We start from the raw sequence: 19,231 nt of genomic DNA, 5'->3' as shown, positions 1-19,231 counted from the left end.
AATAGGAAAGAATTTCATTAGATTAATTGATATAGGAAAAGCGCTGAGCTACTTGGGATATTAATGAATCATCGGTAAATCAGCGCTTAGCTTATTGTTAATAAATTACACGAGGTAGCTATCTATTGCTGGTGCTAATTAGCAATCCTTAATTAGCAGTAATTAGAACGTGCGAACATCGTAGAAGTTGTTAAGTTCTTCCATCCAACGTCCAGTGCCAGAAATATCTCCTCTAGTACCTACGGTGAAACCTGGGAAATTGTTCATACGAGCCTCAAGATAGCTTCGAGAGCTATGTCCTTGCGCAGAATTGCCGACGCTTATAGCTCCAGCAAAATTGCCAACAGAACGAATAACCTTGTCGTTGTCTACTTTGTAATGAACAGCGTAACCTTCTCGAGTGAGCTTATTGCCAGTATTGGCGACGGTACGTAACCAACGGTTGAAAATATTTCCCCAAATTTGTGGTGAATTGAATGTGTAAATTTTCTTAATCCAGTTGTAGCCTTTGCCTTTAGCACGAATTAAAGCACGCTGTGCAAGATATCCTCCGAGGGAATGTCCGGTAATATACAAATTGCTAACAGTATTTTCGCGACCATAACGCTCAATCAACTGCTCAACATCTTTAGCTTGATCTGGGTTATGACCTACAGCTATTGCAAAATCATCATCGTAATCATTAAATTGGGAAGTTCCACGAATTGCTAGTACTTGAACAGTGCCTTGTTCTAAGAATGGGTATGGACTTACATTTTCAAACAAAACAGCATCAAATCCTCCCCTCTTGTGGTAGGTTTCTTTAACTTTCCAGAATGGTGCAAGCTCGTTGTGCATAAGGCGGTACTCATTGCGATTTTTGTAAATGTCGTGAAGCGGTTTAGTGTAATCGAGTACCTTATTTATGTAATTATCATCTCGATAAGAAAGTTCAGAGAATAAAGCCATATCGCGAGGACTAATATCCCACCTGCGAGGATTGCTGTCTTGATTATCTGGAATACCATCGCCGTCGGTATCGTTCATCATAGGGTGAGAATTGTACCCATAATAAGTCTTACCGTCTTTAGTGTAAGTGTAAATTTCCTGACTATTAGTTAAGCCGTCACCATCTAAATCAGCTTGCGGATCAAGAGGCTTCTTGTGATATAAAGACATATCCAAAGCCCCAGGTAAATCTAAGCCTATAGTTCCATTTGCGATTTGTTTAGCTGTTTCAGCAGTAAGTGGAGTTTTTGCATAATTATCTGCGGTTGTTGCCATTGCTGGCATTGCGAAAGCAGATAGGCTCAAGAGCATGCATAGGCTAGTTAGGAACCCTGTTACTGCATTGCGTTTCATAGTATCCTCCCATATTTTGTTTAGTTTTGTAGTCAACAAATGTATAGGACGACTGTTTACGATTTGTAGCACCTCTTTGTTAACTACGTGCGTTATATAAATTAATCGAAATTTATTTTGCCGCCACAATTGCTATTCTACACAATTCGTCAATTGTATAGTCTACATAAACAAAAGTCCATACTTCTAAATAAATGTTGTTGCTCCTTTTTGTTTACTAAAATCATTGACGATGTGTATAAGAGCCATAGAAAACATCTATATAACTAGAATTATCAATAGCCATAATCTATTCTTAATAATGAAAATAAAAGCGCAACGAAGGCGCAAATGACCTATTTAGGAGAATGATATGAGTTTAATGAACACACATATTCTTCCATTCAAAGTAAATGGTTATAAGAATGGCGAATTTGTTGAAGTAAACGATACTGATGTTCTTGGCAAATGGGCAATTTTCTTCTTCTATCCAGCTGATTTTTCATTCGTATGCCCAACTGAATTGGAAGATCTTGCAAACCACTATGAGGAATTGCAAAAGCTAGGCGTTGAAGTTTACTCAGTCTCTACGGATACACATTTTGTACACAAAGCATGGCATGACGATTCTGAAGCAATTGCAAAAGTAAAGTACACTATGTTGGGTGATCCTTCTGGAGCTCTTTCGCGTAATTTTGACGCTTGGAATCAAGAATCCGGTTTAGCTCACCGTGCTACGTTCCTCGTAGATCCGCAAGGTATGATTCAGTTCTTTGAGATGACCGCAGACGGAATTGGTCGTAACGCCGACGAGCTCCTTCGTAAAGTTAAAGCAGCACAGTATATTGCAGCGCACCCAGGCGAAGTTTGCCCAGCAAAATGGGAGCAGGGCGAAAAAACCTTGGAACCTTCTATCGATTTAGTCGGCAAAATCTGATTTTTGCAATTAAATATTAAAGAATCTTTTTAAAGAATATTCTCAATGCGTAGGGAGCTACGTTCATAGTTTCCTACGCATTCGCTTATTTTTACTTGTGACTAAAATTACCGAAGGAAGTAAATTATGTCTTTGTTGAATGCGTCATTAACTGCTCAGCTTTCAGAATTACTAAAAAAGATGGTATCTAAAATAGAAATCGTTTCTTACGTTGATAATTCTGAAACATCTCAAAAAGTTAAATCCTTACTAGAAGAAGTATCTCAACAAAGTGACAAAATTAGTATTTCTGAAGTAAATAATAATAAAATTAGCAATGTAAAGCGTAAGCCAAGCTTTGAATTGCGTAGAAAACTAGATAATCCAGTAAATGGAGAATCCACTGTATCGATTAGTTTTGCGGGATTGCCTTTAGGGCACGAATTCAGCTCTTTAGTACTAGCACTTCTACAAGTAAGTGGCTATGCGCCAAAAATTAGTGATGAGCAACGCGATGCAATACTAAAGCTTGGTTCACACAATGTGACAACGTACATGTCGGTAACTTGCCTGAATTGCCCAGAAGTTGTGCAATCGCTTAACACCATTTCTATTATTAACCCTAAAGTTCAGCATACTGTAGTTGAAGGTAGCGCTTTCCGCGAAGAAGTAGATAAACTTGGTGTAATGAGCGTGCCAGCAGTTTTTGAAAATGGCAAACTTATTTCCTCCGGACGAGCAGGAATTGACGAACTTGTATCTGTGCTTGCATCACAAGAAAAATCTGTTGAGCAGGATGAGGATGGCAATAATGGTAATAGCGTTTCTTCGGCAAATGTTGCGCTCGCAGAAAAAATGAATTCGCAAAATCCATACGATATTGTTATTGTTGGCGGCGGTCCTGCTGCTTCTGCTGCCGCAATTTACACTGCTCGCAAGGGCTTGCGTACGGCTATGATTATGGATCATCGTGGCGGCCAGGTTGTAGAAACTGAAAGTATTGAAAATCATATTTCACAAACTCATACGACTGGTTCTCAACTAGCAGTAGATTTAACTAAGCATATTTCTCAATACGATATTGACGTATTTACTCCTGATTGGGCAGACTCGCTCGATTTATCTAAGGAACCATATGGGTTACATACTATTCATGCGCGTTCTGGCGGATCTTTGAAAGCGCGTGCAGTGATTATTGCAACTGGCGCGACTTGGCGTACGTTGGGCGTTCCTGGAGAAGATGAGTATAGGAATAGAGGCGTATCATTCTGTCCTCATTGCGACGGTCCACTTTTCAAAGATAAGAATGTTGTCGTTGTTGGCGGTGGAAATTCTGGTGTTGAAGCTGCTATTGATTTAGCAGGAGTTGCAAAACACGTTACTGTGATTGAGTTCATGGATGTGCTTAAAGCGGATCAAGTATTGCTTAATGCTTTGCATAAATTACCTAACACTGAAGTTATTACAAGTGCTGCAGTAAGCAGTATTGAAGGTAGTGGTAGTAAAGTTACTGCAATACGTTACATAGATCGCAATAAAGCAGACAATGATGAAAACGAAGAACATATTGTTGAAACCGATGGGGTTTTTGTGCAAATTGGTTTAGCTCCGAATACTCGTTGGCTTGCAAATAATATTTCTCTTAATAATCGAGGAGAAATTATTACGAATCGCGCTGGATGCACTGATACTCCGGGTGTTTTTGCTGCTGGAGATTGTTCAGACGAACCGTATAAGCAGATCGTTACAGCGTATGGTTCTGGAGCCAATGCTGCGTTATCTGCATTTGACTATCTTATCCGCAACCCGCAAAATAAATAATTTATAAAATTTATTATGCAATAAACAATGGGAGGCGTCTTATGAATATTAGAGCGTTAGAATATCTAATAGCTTTTGCACAAGAAGGAAGCTTTACCAAGGCGGCTGTTCGTATGCGCGTCTCTCAGCCTACTCTTTCAACGCAAATTAAAAAACTTGAAGAGACTTTAGACGTAGAACTTATTGAGCGCACTCCCGGGAAACAAATCTTAACTCCTGCTGGGAGGGAAGTGGTTTATTACGCTAAACGTATTCAGGCAGATATGTCACGTATTCGACAAGCTGCAAGACGTTCAGAAGATCCATGGTCATCTACAGTGGTTTTGGGTGTGTTCCCAACGTTAGGACCATACTTACTTCCAAGAATTATGCCTGCACTCAGGCGTTTAAAACCAAAACTTACTATTCGTTTTATAGAAGAAAAATCAGCGAAACTTATTGATTTGCTAGATAGTGGTCAAGTCGACGCAGTTATATTAAGCGAAAGTTTGAATGCGCCTTCAATAAAAGTGTGTCATGTTTTTGACGAAGATTTTCTTCTTGCGGCTTCTACAAATTCTTTGCTAGGCCACGAGAGTAAACCAATTGAACTTTCAGATTTGTCTACTCAGAAAGTGCTTTTATTAGAAGATGGGCACTGTATGCGTAGAAGCATGCTCGATGTATGCCAAAAAGTAGGTGCGAAACAATCAGAATTTAGGGCAACGTCGTTAGAAACTTTGCGATATATGGTTATAGGTAGCAAAGATGTGACATTATTGCCGCGTCTTGCAACTGTACCTCCAATTGTGCAACCAATTGGTTTGACGTTGCGTGAGTTTAAGAATCCTAAACCTTATCGATCGTTATATTTGAATTGGCGTGCAGCTTCTCCAGTAGACAAAATTATGGAAGAATTGTGCAAAATAATTAGTTCAGCATGTTCTGATTTGCATAAAAAATAAGTAGGATATTCTGTTTAAAAATGAAAATAGGCACTTCTGTTTGCTAAGTTAGCTACAGAAGTGCCGTATTCTTCTTCTCTTACTTTTCTTTTATTCTCACTTTATTTTGAGAGTTACTGCCTCGTTTTATTTGCCTCGTTTTATTTGTTGCTAAATTAATGATTTATAATTCAATGCCAAGATAGCGTGCTACTTGATTCACATCCTTATCTCCACGGCCGGAAACTGTTACTAAAACAATGTCATCCTTACTCATCTTTGGAACCATCTTCATAGCTTGTGCTATTGCGTGTGAGCTTTCCAAAGCTGGGATGATTCCTTCAACTCTAGAAAGTGCGCGGAAAGCTTGAACTGCTTCATCATCAGTGATCGCGTAGTATTCTGCGCGACCAGAATCCTTTAAATATGAATGTTCTGGGCCGACTCCAGGATAATCTAATCCTGCAGAAATAGAGTAGGCTGGAAGCTCGTTACCGTCATCATCCATAAGAACATAAGTTTTCATGCCGTCCGTAATGCCAATTTTTCCATTCGTCATAGTAGCAGCATTTTGAGGAGTATCAGCACCTTTACCTGCGCCTTCAGCACCAATCAATCGTACAGACGGATCATCAATATATGCTGCAAAAGAACCAATTGCATTAGAACCGCCACCAATGCAAGCAATTACAGCATTCGGTAATCTGCCTTCTTTTTCTAGGATCTGCCTTCTTGACTCTTTGCTAATAACGCTTTGAAAATCGCGAACCATTTGTGGATAAGGGTAAGGTCCCACTGCGGAACCAACGATGTAGAAGGTATCATCCAAGTGCTGTGCATAATCCATAAATGCTGCAGTTACAGCATCTTTTAAAGTTTTTGTGCCCTCTTGAACAGCATGAACTTTTGCACCGAGCAAAGTCATTCTAAAAACGTTAAGTTTTTGGCGTTCGCAATCAAGTGCGCCCATAAAAATTTCGCATTCCATGCCGAATCGTGCTGCTGCAGCAGCAGTGGCAACGCCATGCTGACCGGCTCCGGTTTCAGCGATAATGCGCTTTTTACCCATGCGCTGAGCGAGTAAAATTTGTCCGAGAACATTATTCATTTTGTGAGCGCCGAGATGGTTTAAATCTTCGCGCTTTAAATATACTTTTGCGCCGCCTAAATATTTTGTGAAAGATTCAGCATAGTATAAAGGTGTTTCGCGACCGTCGTAATCTTTTAATAATCCCGCCAATTCATTGCGGAACTCTGGATCGTCTTTGTATTGTAAGTAAGCTGCTGCTACTGCGTCGAGTGCTGGACGAATCATATCTGGTACGTACTGTCCGCCAAATTCACCGTAATACATGTTTTGTTCAACTGCGTTTACCATAATTTTGCCCTTCTTGTGAGTGCCGAGGAAATCGGCATTAGGTTTGTTATTTGTTGTGTTGATTATTTTGTAATTTTGAAGGGCGTGTGCTCAGATAATAAAAAAGCTGGATGGCAGCTTATATGCCATTCAGCTCAAATAATGTTGATGATGAATCCGGCATAGCCCCGTTGATTTGTTTAAAATCAGCAAGCCCACACCGATATGTGAACTCGCTTTTAACTACGCCAGCTGCGCCAGAAACGAGTATTCATGTTCATCAACCTCCAATCTTGTTGCACAAGTTTAGCCGTAGCTGTGACAATGTCAACCTTTTAGTGTTAATTCGGCGTTTCGTGCGGAAAAAATTTAACCCCGGCGTCTATGCGCCGGGGAAATAAAGGAGAGAAGAAAAGAATAATTTTTTAGGTGCTTTGCACCTGTCTTTTTGTCGACAATATTATATAACCACACTATTCTGAGCAGAACAGTAACGCTAACTGATAATTACCTGAGAATTATCTACTTTTCTTCTAAATCTTGCTATTTTAGGAATTAATTTTCTAAAAACGGAATCATTTTTCTAAAAATACTATTCGCTTAAATCAGCACGATAGAAATGTTCATACGAACGTGACGGAGTTGGACCGCGCTGACCTTGATAGTGTGATCCGTTAACAGCTGAACCGTATGGGTTTTCACATGGTGAGCTTAACTGGAAGAAGCACATTTGACCAATCTTCATGCCAGGCCAAAGTTTAACTGGCAAAGTGCTAACGTTTGAAAGCTCCAAAGTAATATGACCTTCGAAACCTGGATCAATGAAGCCAGCTGTGGAATGTGTCAAAATGCCAAGACGACCAAGCGAGCTTTTGCCTTCCAAACGTGCAGCAATAGTAGCGTCAAGTTTTACATACTCCCACGTAGCGCCGAGTGCGAACTCTCCAGGATGAAGAATCCATGGCTCGTCAGGAGCTACCTCGAACTGTTCTGTAAGTTCTCCCTGATTTTCTGCAGGATCAACATACGTGTAAGCATGATTGTTAAATAATCGGAAGAAACGGTCGAGGCGCACGTCAATTGACGCTGGCTGTACCATTTCCGGGGTCCACGGGGTCAAATCAATGTGACCCTCATCATGAGCTTTGAGAATGTCGCGATCAGACAACAGCATGACGTCAAATCTCCTTGCAATAAAGCTTATACATCAGCAACTTCATTGTTCGCACGAAATATTTATTGCTATTTTGCGCGAAAAATACAATACGCACAATTGTAGCGCGTGCCGCGGTCTGTGAGTATGATGCAAGCTATTTCCTGAAAACAAATAAATATTCATGAGCAATAAGCAAAAAATTTTATAGAAAATAAAAACACAAAACGCGGCACAGAGACGTAGGTTATGTAAGAAAACTACGTACTGTACCGCGTATTTATAAATCAGCTGATATTTTTTAGCTAATTGCTTGCTTTTTAAGCAACTGCAGTTAAGGATTTAGCCGCTTTACGCTTAGCAAGAAAACGCAAGAAGCACTTTCTAAGTTCGGAAGCAATTAACACAACCATTGAAAGACCGAGGCACTCGAACCATTCCGTTACGCTCAAAGGAACAGTGCCAAATGGCTCGTTCAAGAACGGTATGTAAATTACAGCCAACTGAAGCACAACAGAAATTGCTATAGCACCCCAAAGCCAACGGTTTGCAAATAAGCCTACAAATACGCTTTGTGAGTCTGAACGAGATGCTAACGCATTCAGCATTTGCGCAAACACAAGAATTGTGAAGCCCATTGTACGAGCGTGAGTAAGCTGAGCAGCGTGATCCATAATTCCAACAGAACGGTCCGTAAAGAATCCGCCTGCCAAATGCATATCCATGCCAATTAACGTAATAGCAGCCATGATTATGCCGATAAATACAATATCTCCCCACATTCGTCGGTCAATAACGCTATCGGTAAGCTTTCGAGGCTTTCGATCCATTACGTCGTCAGTTTGCGGATCAACGCCCATCGCGAGTGCAGGAGCTGCATCCGTAAGCAAGTTAATCCACAAAAGCTGAGTTGCAAGCAAAGGCAAAGTAACTCCAACAGAGTTTGGCTGCGTAATTCCAAGCGCGCCAGCAAAAACTACGCCGCCGAAAACCGTACAAACTTCGCCAACGTTAGAACTGAGCAAGTATCGCAAGAATTTACGAATATTGTCGAAAATTCCGCGACCTTCGCGCACTGCTGCAACAATTGTAGAGAAGTTATCGTCAGCCAAAATCATCTTGGCAGACTCTTTAGTTACTTCTGTACCCGTAATGCCCATTGCTACGCCAATATCGGCAGATTTTACTGCAGGAGCATCGTTCACGCCATCGCCTGTCATCGCAACAATATTCCCTTGACGTTGAAGCGAAGAAACGATAGCTAACTTGTGCTCAGGAGCTACTCGCGCATACACGCTAGTTTTACTGATTGCTTCATCAAAAGCAATGTTGTCGTCGTCGCGTGAGAGCAACTCGTCAAGTTCGTCGCCTGTAAGCGCATGCTCATCTTTTCCAATAATTCCAAGATCTCGAGCAATACGCGTAGCCGTAAGAGGATGATCGCCTGTAATCATAACAGTACGGATTCCAGCGCGATGAGCTTGAGCTACACTATCTCGAACTTCAATTCGCGGAGGATCAATAATTCCAACCATGCCGTTCCAAATCAAATCAGATTCTAGTACGTCACTTTGTTCCGCGACGTCCGCGATTTGACCTGCGGCGTTAGAAATCATGCCATCAACTTTTGAAAGACTATCGACTCCAAGCGGCCTATAAGCCATTCCAAGCGTGCGGTAAGCTTCTCCGGAAAGACGCTCAACAGTTGCTAAAATATCTTCGCGGTCGCCGTCAGTAAGTGGACGCACGGCACCAGCTACTGCAATACGCGTGCAATAAGAAAGCAGCACGTCCGGAGCGCCCTTAGCGCAGACAATCAGATTTCCAGAATCCGAACCATCCTTAACGACAACAGACATGCGTTTGCGTTCAGAAGTAAAAGGTACTTCCGCAACTCGAGTTAAATGAGCGTAACGCTTATCTGCCTTTGTTTTACGCGCTGCTACTACTAGCGAAACTTCTGTAGGGTCTCCCACAGGCTGCCAACTTTTAGTAGTTTCGTCATAGTGTAAATCGCCGTCGTTAGCTAAACATCCGGAGCCTAACGCGCCTAATACTTCTGTAGCAAGATTTTGCGGCACTGCTAAGTCAGCATCTGCAGAACCAATTAATATCATGCGACCTTCAGGCTTGTAACCGCTTCCTGTAAGCTGAACTTCGCCGCTAGGTGTTATTACGCGCTCAACAGTCATCTCGTTTCGAGTTAAAGTACCTGTTTTATCGGAGCAAATAACAGAAGCAGAACCAAGTGTTTCCACGGATGAAAGCTTTTTTACAACAGCATGATGCTTCACCATTCGTTGCACGCCAAGCGCAAGAACTACTGTCAAAATCGCAGCTAAACCTTCTGGAACAGCGGCAACAGCTAGGGAAACAGAAAGCAGCAGAGAATCAATAATATCTTGAATACTGTGGAAGCCTTCAATCAGCCACATGGAAGCAAGAACAACAGCCGCAATAATGCACACCGCAATTCCAAGAACTTTAGAAACGTGTACCATTTCTTTCTCGAGAGGTGTTGCTTCGTCATCTGATTTTGAAAGCATATCCGCGATTTTGCCAACTTGTGTGCGCATGCCTGTAGAGGTGACTACAGCGCGACCGGTTCCTTGCGTAACAGCAGTTCCGTTGAAAACCATATTTGTACGATCGCCTAAAGCTTTTGCAGACGAAAGTGTGTTTGGGCGTTTGCTTACTGCTACAGATTCGCCTGTAAGGCTTGCTTCTGCTACGCGTAAGGAGGCTGCTGCTATAAGTCGACCGTCTGCAGACACGGCATCGCCTTCGCCAAGCACTAAAATATCGCCTGGCACAACTTCTGCAGTATTAATGCGCACCACGCTACCATCGCGCAAAACTGAAGTTTGCGGAGCGCTCATTCTAGCTAAAGCTTCGACTGCTTCTTCTGCCCGCGACTCTTGAATGTAGCCAAGAACTGCATTTGCAATCAAAATAATGATAATTACGATTGAATCAAACGGCAGAATCTCTCCACCGCTGTTTCCTTTATGTTGTGCGCGCTCAACAAACCACGCGATTGCAGAAATAATAGTTGCTGCAATAAGCAAGTAAACGAGCGGATCTTTAAATTGATCAAGGAATCGTTTCCATGCTGGAATTTTAGGAGCAGCAGCAAGCGCATTCGGACCGAATTGATCAAGTCTTTTTGCGGCTTCCTCAGAGCTTAAACCGCATGAAATATCTACGTTAAGCGATTTAGCTACTTGTTGAACATCACACAATGATGGATCTTTGCTATTAGCTGAAGAGTCAGCTGTCTTATTGGATTGATCAAGAGCGTGATCAACCATATCTTCCCCCTTGGGAGTGCCGCGGAGTAGTCAATAATCGCAATGCTAACGCTATTTTTAGCGCTTCGTATTGTAACTATTGCGCGGTTGTGGAATATTGCAATAGTTTGCAACAATTAAGTACCGTTCTATTATGCCATACAACGCGCCGAGCTTAGAATCAGCAAATTTTGCCGACTCCAGAAAGCCATTAATAGCAATGCCTCGGGGGCATGTGAGAATAGGAGTATGACTACGAAAAAAGGACCGACCAAGGGGTCGGGTGGAAAACATCGCAATGCTTTACGCGGAAAAGGGCCTACTCCGAAGGCTGAAGATCGCGTGTATCACAAAGCTTATTTTGCTAAGAAGGCTGCTATTAAGCGCACGTTTGCGGATCCTCGTTTGGCTGCGCGTCGTCGCGTGGATAAGCTTGGTAGCGATTCAGACGAGTTGGTAATTGGTCGCAATGCTGCTTTAGAGGCTTTAAGAGTTGGAGTTCCAAGCACGCAATTGTATGTAGCTAATCGCATTGAGCACGACGATCGCACGCGCGAGATCGTGAAGTTAGCAGGCATGCAAGGTTTGCGTTTGCTTGAAGCAGATCGCCTTGAGATGGATCGTATTGCACATAGCACGAATCATCAGGGCATTATCTTGAAAGTTCAGCCTTACCAGTATCACTCTTTGCAAGAGTTGGTTGAACGCGCTGAAAAGAAGGCGCGCGCAATGGAAGCTGCTGATTCAGATTCTGCTCGCATTAATGCTCGACCATTGTTTATTGCTTTGGACGGCGTTACAGATCCTCAAAATTTGGGTGCTGTTATTCGTTCTGCAGCGGCTTTTGGTGCTAATGGCGTAATTTTGCCTGAGCGCAGAAGTGCTTCCGTAACTGCTGCCGCTTGGAAGGTTTCTGCCGGTGCTGCAGCTCATCTGCCGGTTGCTCGAGTTGTGAATTTAAATAAGGCAATTCAAAGTTTGCGTGAGCGCGGATGGTATGCAATTGGTCTTGATGGCGGAGGCGATAAGCTTGTTGGAGAAACTGGTTTTGAAACTGACCCGTTAGTTGTTGTGCTCGGTTCCGAAGGCAAGGGTATGAGTCGCCTTACACGAGAAGCGTGCGATGCTATTGCTGGAATCCCAATTTCTAGCGCGGTTGAATCTCTTAACGCTTCTGTTGCAGCAGGCATTAGTTTGTACGCTGTTGCTAATGCTCGTCGTTTGGCTGCGAAAACAGAACAACTATGAGCGAAAATACTACTGTGAATACAAATGCAGTTATTACAGATGCAACTGCAACTACGGATACGACTAAAACTTTAAATATTCCAAATAAACTATGGTTCGTAAAACATGCGCGCGCGATTATTTTTATTGCGTACATGGCTGTTGTTGTAGTAGTGATGTGCTTCCATGAGCCTTGGTTCGATGAAGCTCAAAGTTGGCTTATTGCACGCGATTCTTCGTTTGCTGATTTGTTAACTCTTCGCCCACATTATGAAGGCCATCCACCGCTTTGGACTTTGCTTCTTTCAATCCCTGCAAAAACAGGAGTGCCATACGAGATAGGTCTTAAAGGCGTGCAGCTTTTATGTACTGCGCTTTTGGGTGGCTGGCTTATTTTCCGCGCGCCTTTTAGTAAATTGGCTGTATTTTTGCTTCCATTTACGTATTTTTTGTGCTTCCAATATGGCGTTACCTCGCGTCCATATGCTCTTCTTTGCGCGGCTTTGTTTATGGTTGCACATTATTGGAAACAATCTGATTCTAAACCTTCTGATACTTGGAAACTCGCTTTAAGTCTTGTACTTTTATGTGCAATCAGCGCGTACGGTATTGCTTTATCGGCAGGTTTTGCTTTAGCTTGGATTTGGCGAGCTGCAAAATCTGCAGGAATTAAAAAAGCTTTTGCTGAAATATTCTCTAACATTAACAGATTAGTAAGCTGGATAATTCTTGCTTTAGTTGGAATTGCAAGCATTATTTGCATTTGGCCTGCTGCTAATGCTTTTGCATCACGTGAAACATTCGACGGAAATTCTCCTCTTACGCAATTCTTGTCGTTTATTTTCGTTATGCCATCAGAAAGTATGTTTACCCAATTTGCCGGCGATGTCTCTTTACGCAGACTTACACTAAGCGTACCGTCCGCGATTATTTGCGTTATTATTTCGATTTTAATATGGGCTTTCGCCGTAAGAATTGCTTATCGAAGGGGCATGCTTGTTTCTTTGATACTCCCTTACTTGACTTTTGCAGTAGTTGCTACGCAGTATTTCACTTTGCATCACGCAGGAATCGTTTTTGCATTCTTCGTAGCTCAACTTTGGATGTGCATTGCGCGTAAGTCACTGGAATCTAAAGATATGCCGACGATTATTTTTAGATTATTCAAAGTTGTAAATAAAAATACAAATAAAGCTGAAAATAGCAACAGTAGATCTGCAAGTAAATCTGTTGGAAACAAAGTTATTGCTGGCATTATTACTGTTGTTTTATTGTCCCCAAGCTTGATTTGGAACGCGTATTCTTGCGTTAACGATATTCGATTCGACTATTCAGGTTCGCGCGCACTTGCGCAATTTATTAAGCAAAATCATGCTGAAAACATGCGATTCGTAACGTCTTGGCTGCATCAAGACGAAAAAACCGATAAACAAGGTAATGTTATTGTTCCTGAATTTGAAGATATTCATCAATATTCGTGGCAGCTTATTACAGCAAATCCTTATTTCTCAAAGAATCTTATTGATTGCAGTTATAAGAATAGCTCGTTTATTACAAATGAGCAGCCATCTCAAGAACAGGCATCAAATGAAATGGATGCTTGCAGAGCAAAGAAAGAACCTAAATTCTTTGTCACAGAATCAGATAAGCCTTGGTATTATTTTGTGTATTTAAACTACAATATTGACCATTATACTGAGCGTACTATTGCTAAAACAAAATCATCTTGGAAAGCAGGGACCTCAGAAGGAAGAATTATTGTATACGAGCGTAAAAAATAATTAGCGCATTTATATAAATACATTTAAATATATTTAATTACATTATGAAAATGCCCCTGCGTAAGTTAAGTAACTTATTTAGGGGCATTTATTTTTATTACAATGCTTTACTTTTTAATAGTAAAACATGCGGTTTTATTTACCAGAAACCGAATGGATCAAATATTCCACCATCGTCACCATCGTCATCTCCACGTTGTTGTAAATCGTCATCGTCGTCATCGTCCGACTTACTGCCGCGTTTTTTACTAGGCTTCTTTTGGTTTTTCTTTAATTTCTTTTCTTGCTTATTTGTGCCATTAACAGCAGCTTCTTCTTGGTTGAATGTAACTTGCAACTTAAGTGTGTTGCCGTTACGAACTATTGTGAGCGTAGCTTTTTGATTGAACGCTGTTGCTCTTACATACCCGAGGAGTGCGTAATTATTGGATACAGGCTTATCGTCAAAGGCAACAATAGTGTCATTGGCTTTGAGTCCGGCTTTTTCAGCAGGGCTTCCTTGATTGACAGAAACAATTTGAGCTCCTCCGCGAGTAATTCCTTCGGACTCAACTGCTGTGCTTTTAATCATGATTCCCAGTGCTACGTGTTTTACAGAACCGTTTTTAATAATTTCTGTAACTACTCGCTTCACCAAATTTGCTGGAATTGCAAAGCCGATGCCGATTGATCCTGTAGTTTCCCCTTGAGCTGATGTTGCTGCAATAGAAGAATTAATACCTATGACTTTTCCGGCAGCGTTAAAAGTTGGGCCGCCCGAATTTCCTGGATTAATAGCTGCATCAATTTGTACTGCATTAGTTACAATTTCAGAGCGGCTTTGGTCGTCCATAACTGATACTGGACGATTCAAAGCCGAAACAATGCCTGTGGTAGCTGTATCGTCATATCCAAGCGGATTTCCGATTGCCATAACTGGTTCACCAACGGAAAGTAGATTAGAATCTGCAAATTGGACTGTCTTTAAATTATTTGGTGAATTGTCTAATTTAAGTACTGCCAAATCAGTAGTTTTATCTGCTCCGACTAATGTAGCTGAATAAATTTGACCATTAGAAAGGGTTACTTGAATTTCTTTTGCATCAGAAATTACGTGATTGTTTGTTACAACATAACCTTTTGAATCAATGATTACTCCAGAACCCTTCCCCATGCCTTTCTCTAAACGAGTTTGTATAGAAACAACGGCTCCGGAAACATTTTTTGCAACTCCTTGCCAATCTGGAGATTGACCACCTTTAACTACTGCGGTCCCAGGGCCAGAAGAATGAGAGCCGATGTTTGCGAAAGAGCCGCTTTGTGGAATTGAAATAAGACCTTGCGAGACTACAAATAGGACTACAACTACGCAAACTATTGCAGAAATTGCGGAGGATAAAATGGCGACAAAAGCAGTTGACGAAGAGCTTTTTGTTTTTCTTTTGTTACCTTTTTTGTTTGTGTCGTTTGTATTTGCTGCATTTGTGCTAATAATGCTTGTTTTTGCTATATTTTCATTTTCTTCGTTACTTGCATTATTGTTAAAATTCTGCTGCGCTGGTGTTTGATTGCCAACTTCATTATTTGGGTAAGAATTATTGTCTGTGCCGTAATTATACGGATTTCCGAAGCCGTTAAAATTATTATTTCCGTAGTAATTTTGTGATCCAATGTATTGCGTAGGAGCATTGTTGATATTTGTATTATCCGCATCGTTATTTTGGTTTACGGCGTAATTGTTAGCTGGATACTGTGTAGTGTTTGTACCAACTTCATTTTCGTTATTTGTTGGGCCGTAAGCTCCGAATTCAGGAGCTGGGCTATATGTTTGTGCTGGTTGCGTTGTTTGCGTTGGTTGTGCTGGTTGCGTCGGCTGTTCCTGCTGCTCGTAATATCCATTATTTGCAGTTTCATTGGATTCCTGCTGATTTGCACCATACATATCGTCAGCCATTCATCCTCCTTACAAAAGACTCTTAACACACCATAATAAACCATGCCATTATCTATATAAGAGATAGTATGTTTTTTTATAATTTTTTAAATAATTTGCCTTGTAAATTTCATAAATTTTGCAAATTAATTTGGATATTGCCACATAAAAATATAAATTGTGCGTGTTTTTTATTTATACTCGTCATGCCTTCTAATAAAGTAAATGCTATGACAAGTCTTCTTGAACATCCACGCGGAGCTGAGCCGGGGAAACCTGGTGACCGCAAAGAATTTTCGTTTACAACTAAAACGCGACTTTCCAATACTGCTGAAGGTAAAGGTCGTGACGGCGCTCGCTATGGGCGCACCGGCGTAATTCACACGCCTCATGGGGATATCCAGACCCCAGCATTTGTACCTGTTGCAACGCAAGCTGCAATGAAGGCAGTGTTGCCAGAAAGCATTAAGGATTTGGGTGCTCAGTGCATGCTTTCAAATGCTTTTCATTTGTACGAACGTCCTGGCGCGGATGTTCTTGACGAAGCTGGCGGATTGGGAAAGTTTATGAACTGGGATAAGCCAACCTTTACGGATTCTGGCGGTTTTCAGGTTCTTTCTTTAGGTGCTGGTTTTAAGAAGACTCTTGCAATGGACGTTACCGGCATGAAGTCGGATGATGTTATTGCAGCTGGTAAGGAGCGCATGGCTTTTGTTGACGAGGATGGCGTAACTTTTAAGTCTCCTCTTAACGGAGCCAAGCACCGTTTTAGTGCTGAAATTTCTATGGGAATCCAGCATAAGCTGGGTGCGGATATTATGTTTGCTTTCGATGAGCTTACTACTTTGATGAATACGCGTCGCTACCAGGAGGAATCGGTGGAGCGTACGTTCCGCTGGGCTAAGCGTTGTGTTGCTGAACATCAGCGTTTAACGCAGGAGCGCGTTGGCAAGCCTTATCAAGCGTTATACGGCGTTGTGCAGGGCGCGAATTATGAGGATTTGCGTAGGCATGCAGCTGAAGAAATTGCTTCTTTAGATTTTGATGGAGTTGGAATCGGCGGCGCTATTGAGAAGCGGATTATTGGTGATACTTGCGCATGGATTTGCGATGCTATGCCGGAAAATCGACCTCGTCACGTGCTTGGTATTGCCGCAGTTGACGATATTTTTGCGTGTGTTGAAAATGGTGGAGATACTTTCGACTGTGTTGCTCCTGCTCGTTGCGGAAGGAACGGCGCAATTTTTACTCGACATGGTCGCTACAACGTAAAACGTGCTGAGTTTAAGCATGATCAGCGTCCGCTTGAAGAAGGCTGCGATTGCTACACTTGTACGCATTATTCCAGAATGTATGTGGATCATTTGCTGCGCGCTAGTGAAATGAACGGATTTACGCTTGCAACTATTCACAACGAGCGTTTCTTTGTGAAGCTGCTCGACAATATTCGAGCTTCTATTGACGGCGGATATTTTGAAGAGTTTCGCGATGAAACTCTTGCTCATTATTACGAAAAAGGCGCAAAAGGCTGAGAGTAGTTTTGAGCGCAAAATGCTAGGCTAAATATTGCGAATTTATGTTAAATATGATAGCCTTGCACTTTGTATGCGAACGTGGCGGAATGGTAGACGCGCTGTCTTCAGGTGGCAGTGAGCGTATGCTCGTGCGGGTTCAAGTCCCGCCGTTCGCACTCGTCAAAAAGGCTGGAATTGCAAGGGTTTTGCCTCTTACGATTCTGGCCTTTTGTGCAAGTATAGTGCAAATATAAAGCGACTATATTGCAACTGCAGTGCAAAAAGTGCGAATGTTGTACAAACTTCTCGAGTATTGTACAAACTTCTATTTATTACAAGCGACGGTGATGTAATGAACGCTAACGATGAACTAAATACCAATAATGCAAATAACAATTCTTACGAATCTCATATCGGTCGTGAATCGCATGTTGTGCCTGGTTATTTTGGTGAGCCTTTAAAAGTTACAAATGCACAGTATTCGCAAGGGGATGCTTCAGCTCATCCAACGCATCCGCTGCTTCTGCTTCTTCACGGTTGGGGCTCTAATGAGGAAGATTTATTGGATTTGTTGCGAGTAGTGGCACCATATAATGATGCAATTGCTTTACGCGCTCCGCTTAAGCTGGCAGAAGGTGCTTACAGTTGGTTCCACGATGCTGTGCCGCAGCGAGAAGATTTAGATTACGACATGTATGCTGCTGCTGTCTCAATCGACGAGTGGGTGCGTGAAAATATTCCAGCAAATCGCGACATTGTGCCATTTGGTTTTTCGCAAGGAGCTGCGCTCGCAGTGCATGTTTTGCGTTTGAATCCTGCGCGTTACCGTGCAGCCGTTTCGCTTTCCGGATTCATAGCTCCTAATGTTCCTGCTTCTGCATCTGAAATTGCTTTAAAAGATGACGATTTAGCTGAGCGTAATACTCCTGTATTTTTCGGCTATGGATTAGAGGATGGCGTGATTCCTCCTTACGAATTCTCGGCTGCTGCAGCGTGGCTTGAGGAGCACACTTGGCTTGAAGAACGTCGTTATCGCGGGTTGGATCACGCTGTTGATATGAACGAAATTGGCGATATTCGCAAGTGGTTCGTAACTCACGATATTTCTTCTGGGCTTATGTAAATTTACTTAGATTTATGTAAATTTATTCGATTTTGTTTTTTCTTAATCTGTAAATTAATCTGTAAAGTGATTTCACGAATATGCGCGATGAGATAGTATTTGCAATGAATCAAGCCTTGAATTTGGCTCGAGAGTCTGCTTCTGCAGGCGAAGTTCCAGTTGGAGCAGTTGTGCTTGATGGTGGCGGTAATATTATTGGCAAAGGCGCAAATATGCGGGAACAGAGTGCTGATCCTTTGGCTCATGCTGAAGTGCTTGCTATGAAAGATGCTGCTATCTCGCGTAAATCTTGGAATCTATCTGACTGTACTCTGGTAGTAACTCTTGAACCTTGCCCTATGTGTGCTGGGGCTGTGCTGCAAACGCGTCTTAAACGCGTGATTTTCGGGGCGTGGGATGCCAAACTTGGTGCGTGTGGGTCTGTGTGGGATATTTTACGAGATCCTCATGTTGGCTCACGCCCGGAAGTCATTGGTTCAGTATGCGAATCTGAGTGTGCTAGGCTCTTGCGAAACTTTTTTGCGCATCAACGTTAGATAAGTGTTGCATTATTTTTTAATGTTGCATTTAATTCAAGATAGCGCAGTGCATGAAAAGTAATTTTTAGCGTGTTCCCCTTGTGTTCATTCTAACAAAATGTTATAGTTGCGGTAACGTTACCGCATGAGGTAAGTTGAAGAAACCGACAATTGTGGGAACGTTATCTCAATTTGCGGATTCTATTCAGCGCTGATGAAGCTGCTCGTTGAGAATAAGATTGCACAGAGGCTCTTATGCATGGTTGCATAGTGCTGTTTTTCTCCGACGAGAGGAGTATATGGAAAAACGTAGTATAAAACATGGAGTACAAGCTAAAATCAAAACATATCGATAACAGTGCAAAATTGTTAACAC

The 19,231-nt window shown here is 42.0% G+C and carries 13 protein-coding genes and 1 tRNA gene; 9 read left to right on the top strand and 5 right to left on the bottom strand.

The features are described 5' to 3' along the window. Positions 1–162: 162 nt before the first annotated feature. A complete protein-coding gene (locus HXT47_RS00245; RefSeq protein WP_004119768.1) occupies positions 163–1,341 on the bottom strand; it encodes a lipase family protein in 1,179 nt (392 codons plus the stop codon). A 352-nt stretch (positions 1,342–1,693) separates the two neighbouring features. On the opposite strand from HXT47_RS00245, the gene ahpC reads away from it, so the two are divergent. From ahpC to HXT47_RS00230, 3 genes are all read left to right on the top strand, one after another. Further along, on the top strand, positions 1,694–2,257 hold the full coding sequence (ahpC, locus tag HXT47_RS00240) for an alkyl hydroperoxide reductase subunit C (RefSeq protein WP_421789066.1): 564 nt from the start codon (positions 1,694–1,696) through the stop codon (positions 2,255–2,257). Positions 2,258–2,383: 126 nt separating this feature from the next. After that, a complete protein-coding gene (ahpF, locus tag HXT47_RS00235) occupies positions 2,384–4,057 on the top strand; it encodes an alkyl hydroperoxide reductase subunit F (protein ID WP_004106153.1) in 1,674 nt (557 codons plus the stop codon). A 41-nt stretch (positions 4,058–4,098) separates the two neighbouring features. Then, positions 4,099–5,001: a LysR substrate-binding domain-containing protein gene (locus tag HXT47_RS00230; RefSeq protein WP_004106155.1), complete on the top strand. Its 903-nt coding sequence runs from the start codon at positions 4,099–4,101 to the stop codon at positions 4,999–5,001. A 163-nt stretch (positions 5,002–5,164) separates the two neighbouring features. On the opposite strand, the gene trpB is transcribed toward HXT47_RS00230, so the two are convergent. From trpB to HXT47_RS00215, 3 genes are all read right to left on the bottom strand, one after another. Beyond that, positions 5,165–6,358 carry a tryptophan synthase subunit beta gene (gene trpB, locus HXT47_RS00225; protein WP_004106157.1) on the bottom strand — a complete coding sequence of 398 codons (1,194 nt, stop codon included), beginning with the start codon at positions 6,356–6,358 and terminating at the stop codon, positions 5,165–5,167. A 571-nt stretch (positions 6,359–6,929) separates the two neighbouring features. After that, positions 6,930–7,511, bottom strand: a complete 582-nt coding sequence (dcd, locus tag HXT47_RS00220; protein WP_004119774.1) for a dCTP deaminase — start codon at positions 7,509–7,511, stop codon at positions 6,930–6,932. Between the two features lie 299 nt (positions 7,512–7,810). After that, the gene (locus tag HXT47_RS00215; protein WP_421789063.1) at positions 7,811–10,801 is read right to left on the bottom strand and encodes a cation-translocating P-type ATPase; all 2,991 of its coding nucleotides are present in this window, start codon (positions 10,799–10,801) and stop codon (positions 7,811–7,813) included. 228 nt (positions 10,802–11,029) lie between these two features. Here HXT47_RS00215 and rlmB point away from each other — a divergent pair, with 228 nt between their 5' ends. Both rlmB and HXT47_RS00205 read left to right on the top strand, forming a co-directional pair. Continuing rightward, positions 11,030–12,028, top strand: coding sequence for a 23S rRNA (guanosine(2251)-2'-O)-methyltransferase RlmB (gene rlmB, locus HXT47_RS00210; RefSeq protein ID WP_004106172.1), 999 nt, complete (start codon positions 11,030–11,032; stop codon positions 12,026–12,028). Continuing rightward, positions 12,025–13,788 (top strand): ABC transporter ATP-binding protein, encoded by a 1,764-nt coding sequence (locus tag HXT47_RS00205; RefSeq protein ID WP_116442536.1) that lies wholly within the window; start codon positions 12,025–12,027, stop codon positions 13,786–13,788. The genes rlmB and HXT47_RS00205 overlap by 4 nt, the downstream gene beginning before the upstream one ends. 139 nt (positions 13,789–13,927) lie before the next feature. Here the strand turns inward: HXT47_RS00205 and HXT47_RS00200 are convergent, their stop codons facing one another. Then, positions 13,928–15,721 (bottom strand): S1C family serine protease, encoded by a 1,794-nt coding sequence (locus HXT47_RS00200; RefSeq protein ID WP_112928824.1) that lies wholly within the window; start codon positions 15,719–15,721, stop codon positions 13,928–13,930. A 185-nt stretch (positions 15,722–15,906) separates the two neighbouring features. Between HXT47_RS00200 and tgt the strand changes: the two genes are divergently transcribed. The 4 genes from tgt (at position 15,907) to HXT47_RS00180 (ending at position 18,873) form a co-directional block, all read left to right on the top strand. Further along, complete coding sequence (gene tgt, locus HXT47_RS00195) at positions 15,907–17,232, top strand: tRNA guanosine(34) transglycosylase Tgt (RefSeq protein WP_410299524.1); 1,326 nt, start codon at positions 15,907–15,909, stop codon at positions 17,230–17,232. A gap of 75 nt (positions 17,233–17,307) precedes the next feature. Continuing rightward, positions 17,308–17,390: transfer RNA gene (locus HXT47_RS00190), tRNA-Leu, on the top strand. A 176-nt stretch (positions 17,391–17,566) separates the two neighbouring features. Then, a complete protein-coding gene (locus HXT47_RS00185) occupies positions 17,567–18,337 on the top strand; it encodes an alpha/beta hydrolase (protein WP_421789061.1) in 771 nt (256 codons plus the stop codon). A gap of 80 nt (positions 18,338–18,417) precedes the next feature. Continuing rightward, complete coding sequence (locus tag HXT47_RS00180; RefSeq protein ID WP_112928821.1) at positions 18,418–18,873, top strand: nucleoside deaminase; 456 nt, start codon at positions 18,418–18,420, stop codon at positions 18,871–18,873. Positions 18,874–19,231 lie beyond the last annotated feature (358 nt).

It is taken from the genome of Gardnerella sp. DNF01205 (assembly GCF_049244135.1).
Lineage (GTDB): Bacteria > Actinomycetota > Actinomycetes > Actinomycetales > Bifidobacteriaceae > Bifidobacterium > Bifidobacterium leopoldii.
This window is presented reverse-complemented; position numbering and strand designations above follow the sequence as displayed.

Excerpts from the sequence above, each read along its gene's own strand:
- HXT47_RS00185 (WP_421789061.1), top strand. The coding sequence starts at position 17,567 with ATGAACGCTAACGATGAACTAAATACCAATAATGCAAATAACAATTCT.
- HXT47_RS00205 (WP_116442536.1), top strand. The coding sequence starts at position 12,025 with ATGAGCGAAAATACTACTGTGAATACAAATGCAGTTATTACAGATGCA.
- dcd (WP_004119774.1), bottom strand. The coding sequence starts at position 7,511 with ATGCTGTTGTCTGATCGCGACATTCTCAAAGCTCATGATGAGGGTCAC.
- HXT47_RS00230 (WP_004106155.1), top strand. The coding sequence starts at position 4,099 with ATGAATATTAGAGCGTTAGAATATCTAATAGCTTTTGCACAAGAAGGA.
- ahpF (WP_004106153.1), top strand. The coding sequence starts at position 2,384 with ATGTCTTTGTTGAATGCGTCATTAACTGCTCAGCTTTCAGAATTACTA.
- rlmB (WP_004106172.1), top strand. The coding sequence starts at position 11,030 with ATGACTACGAAAAAAGGACCGACCAAGGGGTCGGGTGGAAAACATCGC.
- tgt (WP_410299524.1), top strand. The coding sequence starts at position 15,907 with ATGCCTTCTAATAAAGTAAATGCTATGACAAGTCTTCTTGAACATCCA.
- HXT47_RS00215 (WP_421789063.1), bottom strand. The coding sequence starts at position 10,801 with ATGGTTGATCACGCTCTTGATCAATCCAATAAGACAGCTGACTCTTCA.
- trpB (WP_004106157.1), bottom strand. The coding sequence starts at position 6,358 with ATGGTAAACGCAGTTGAACAAAACATGTATTACGGTGAATTTGGCGGA.
- HXT47_RS00180 (WP_112928821.1), top strand. The coding sequence starts at position 18,418 with ATGCGCGATGAGATAGTATTTGCAATGAATCAAGCCTTGAATTTGGCT.
- ahpC (WP_421789066.1), top strand. The coding sequence starts at position 1,694 with ATGAGTTTAATGAACACACATATTCTTCCATTCAAAGTAAATGGTTAT.
- HXT47_RS00200 (WP_112928824.1), bottom strand. The coding sequence starts at position 15,721 with ATGGCTGACGATATGTATGGTGCAAATCAGCAGGAATCCAATGAAACT.
- HXT47_RS00245 (WP_004119768.1), bottom strand. The coding sequence starts at position 1,341 with ATGAAACGCAATGCAGTAACAGGGTTCCTAACTAGCCTATGCATGCTC.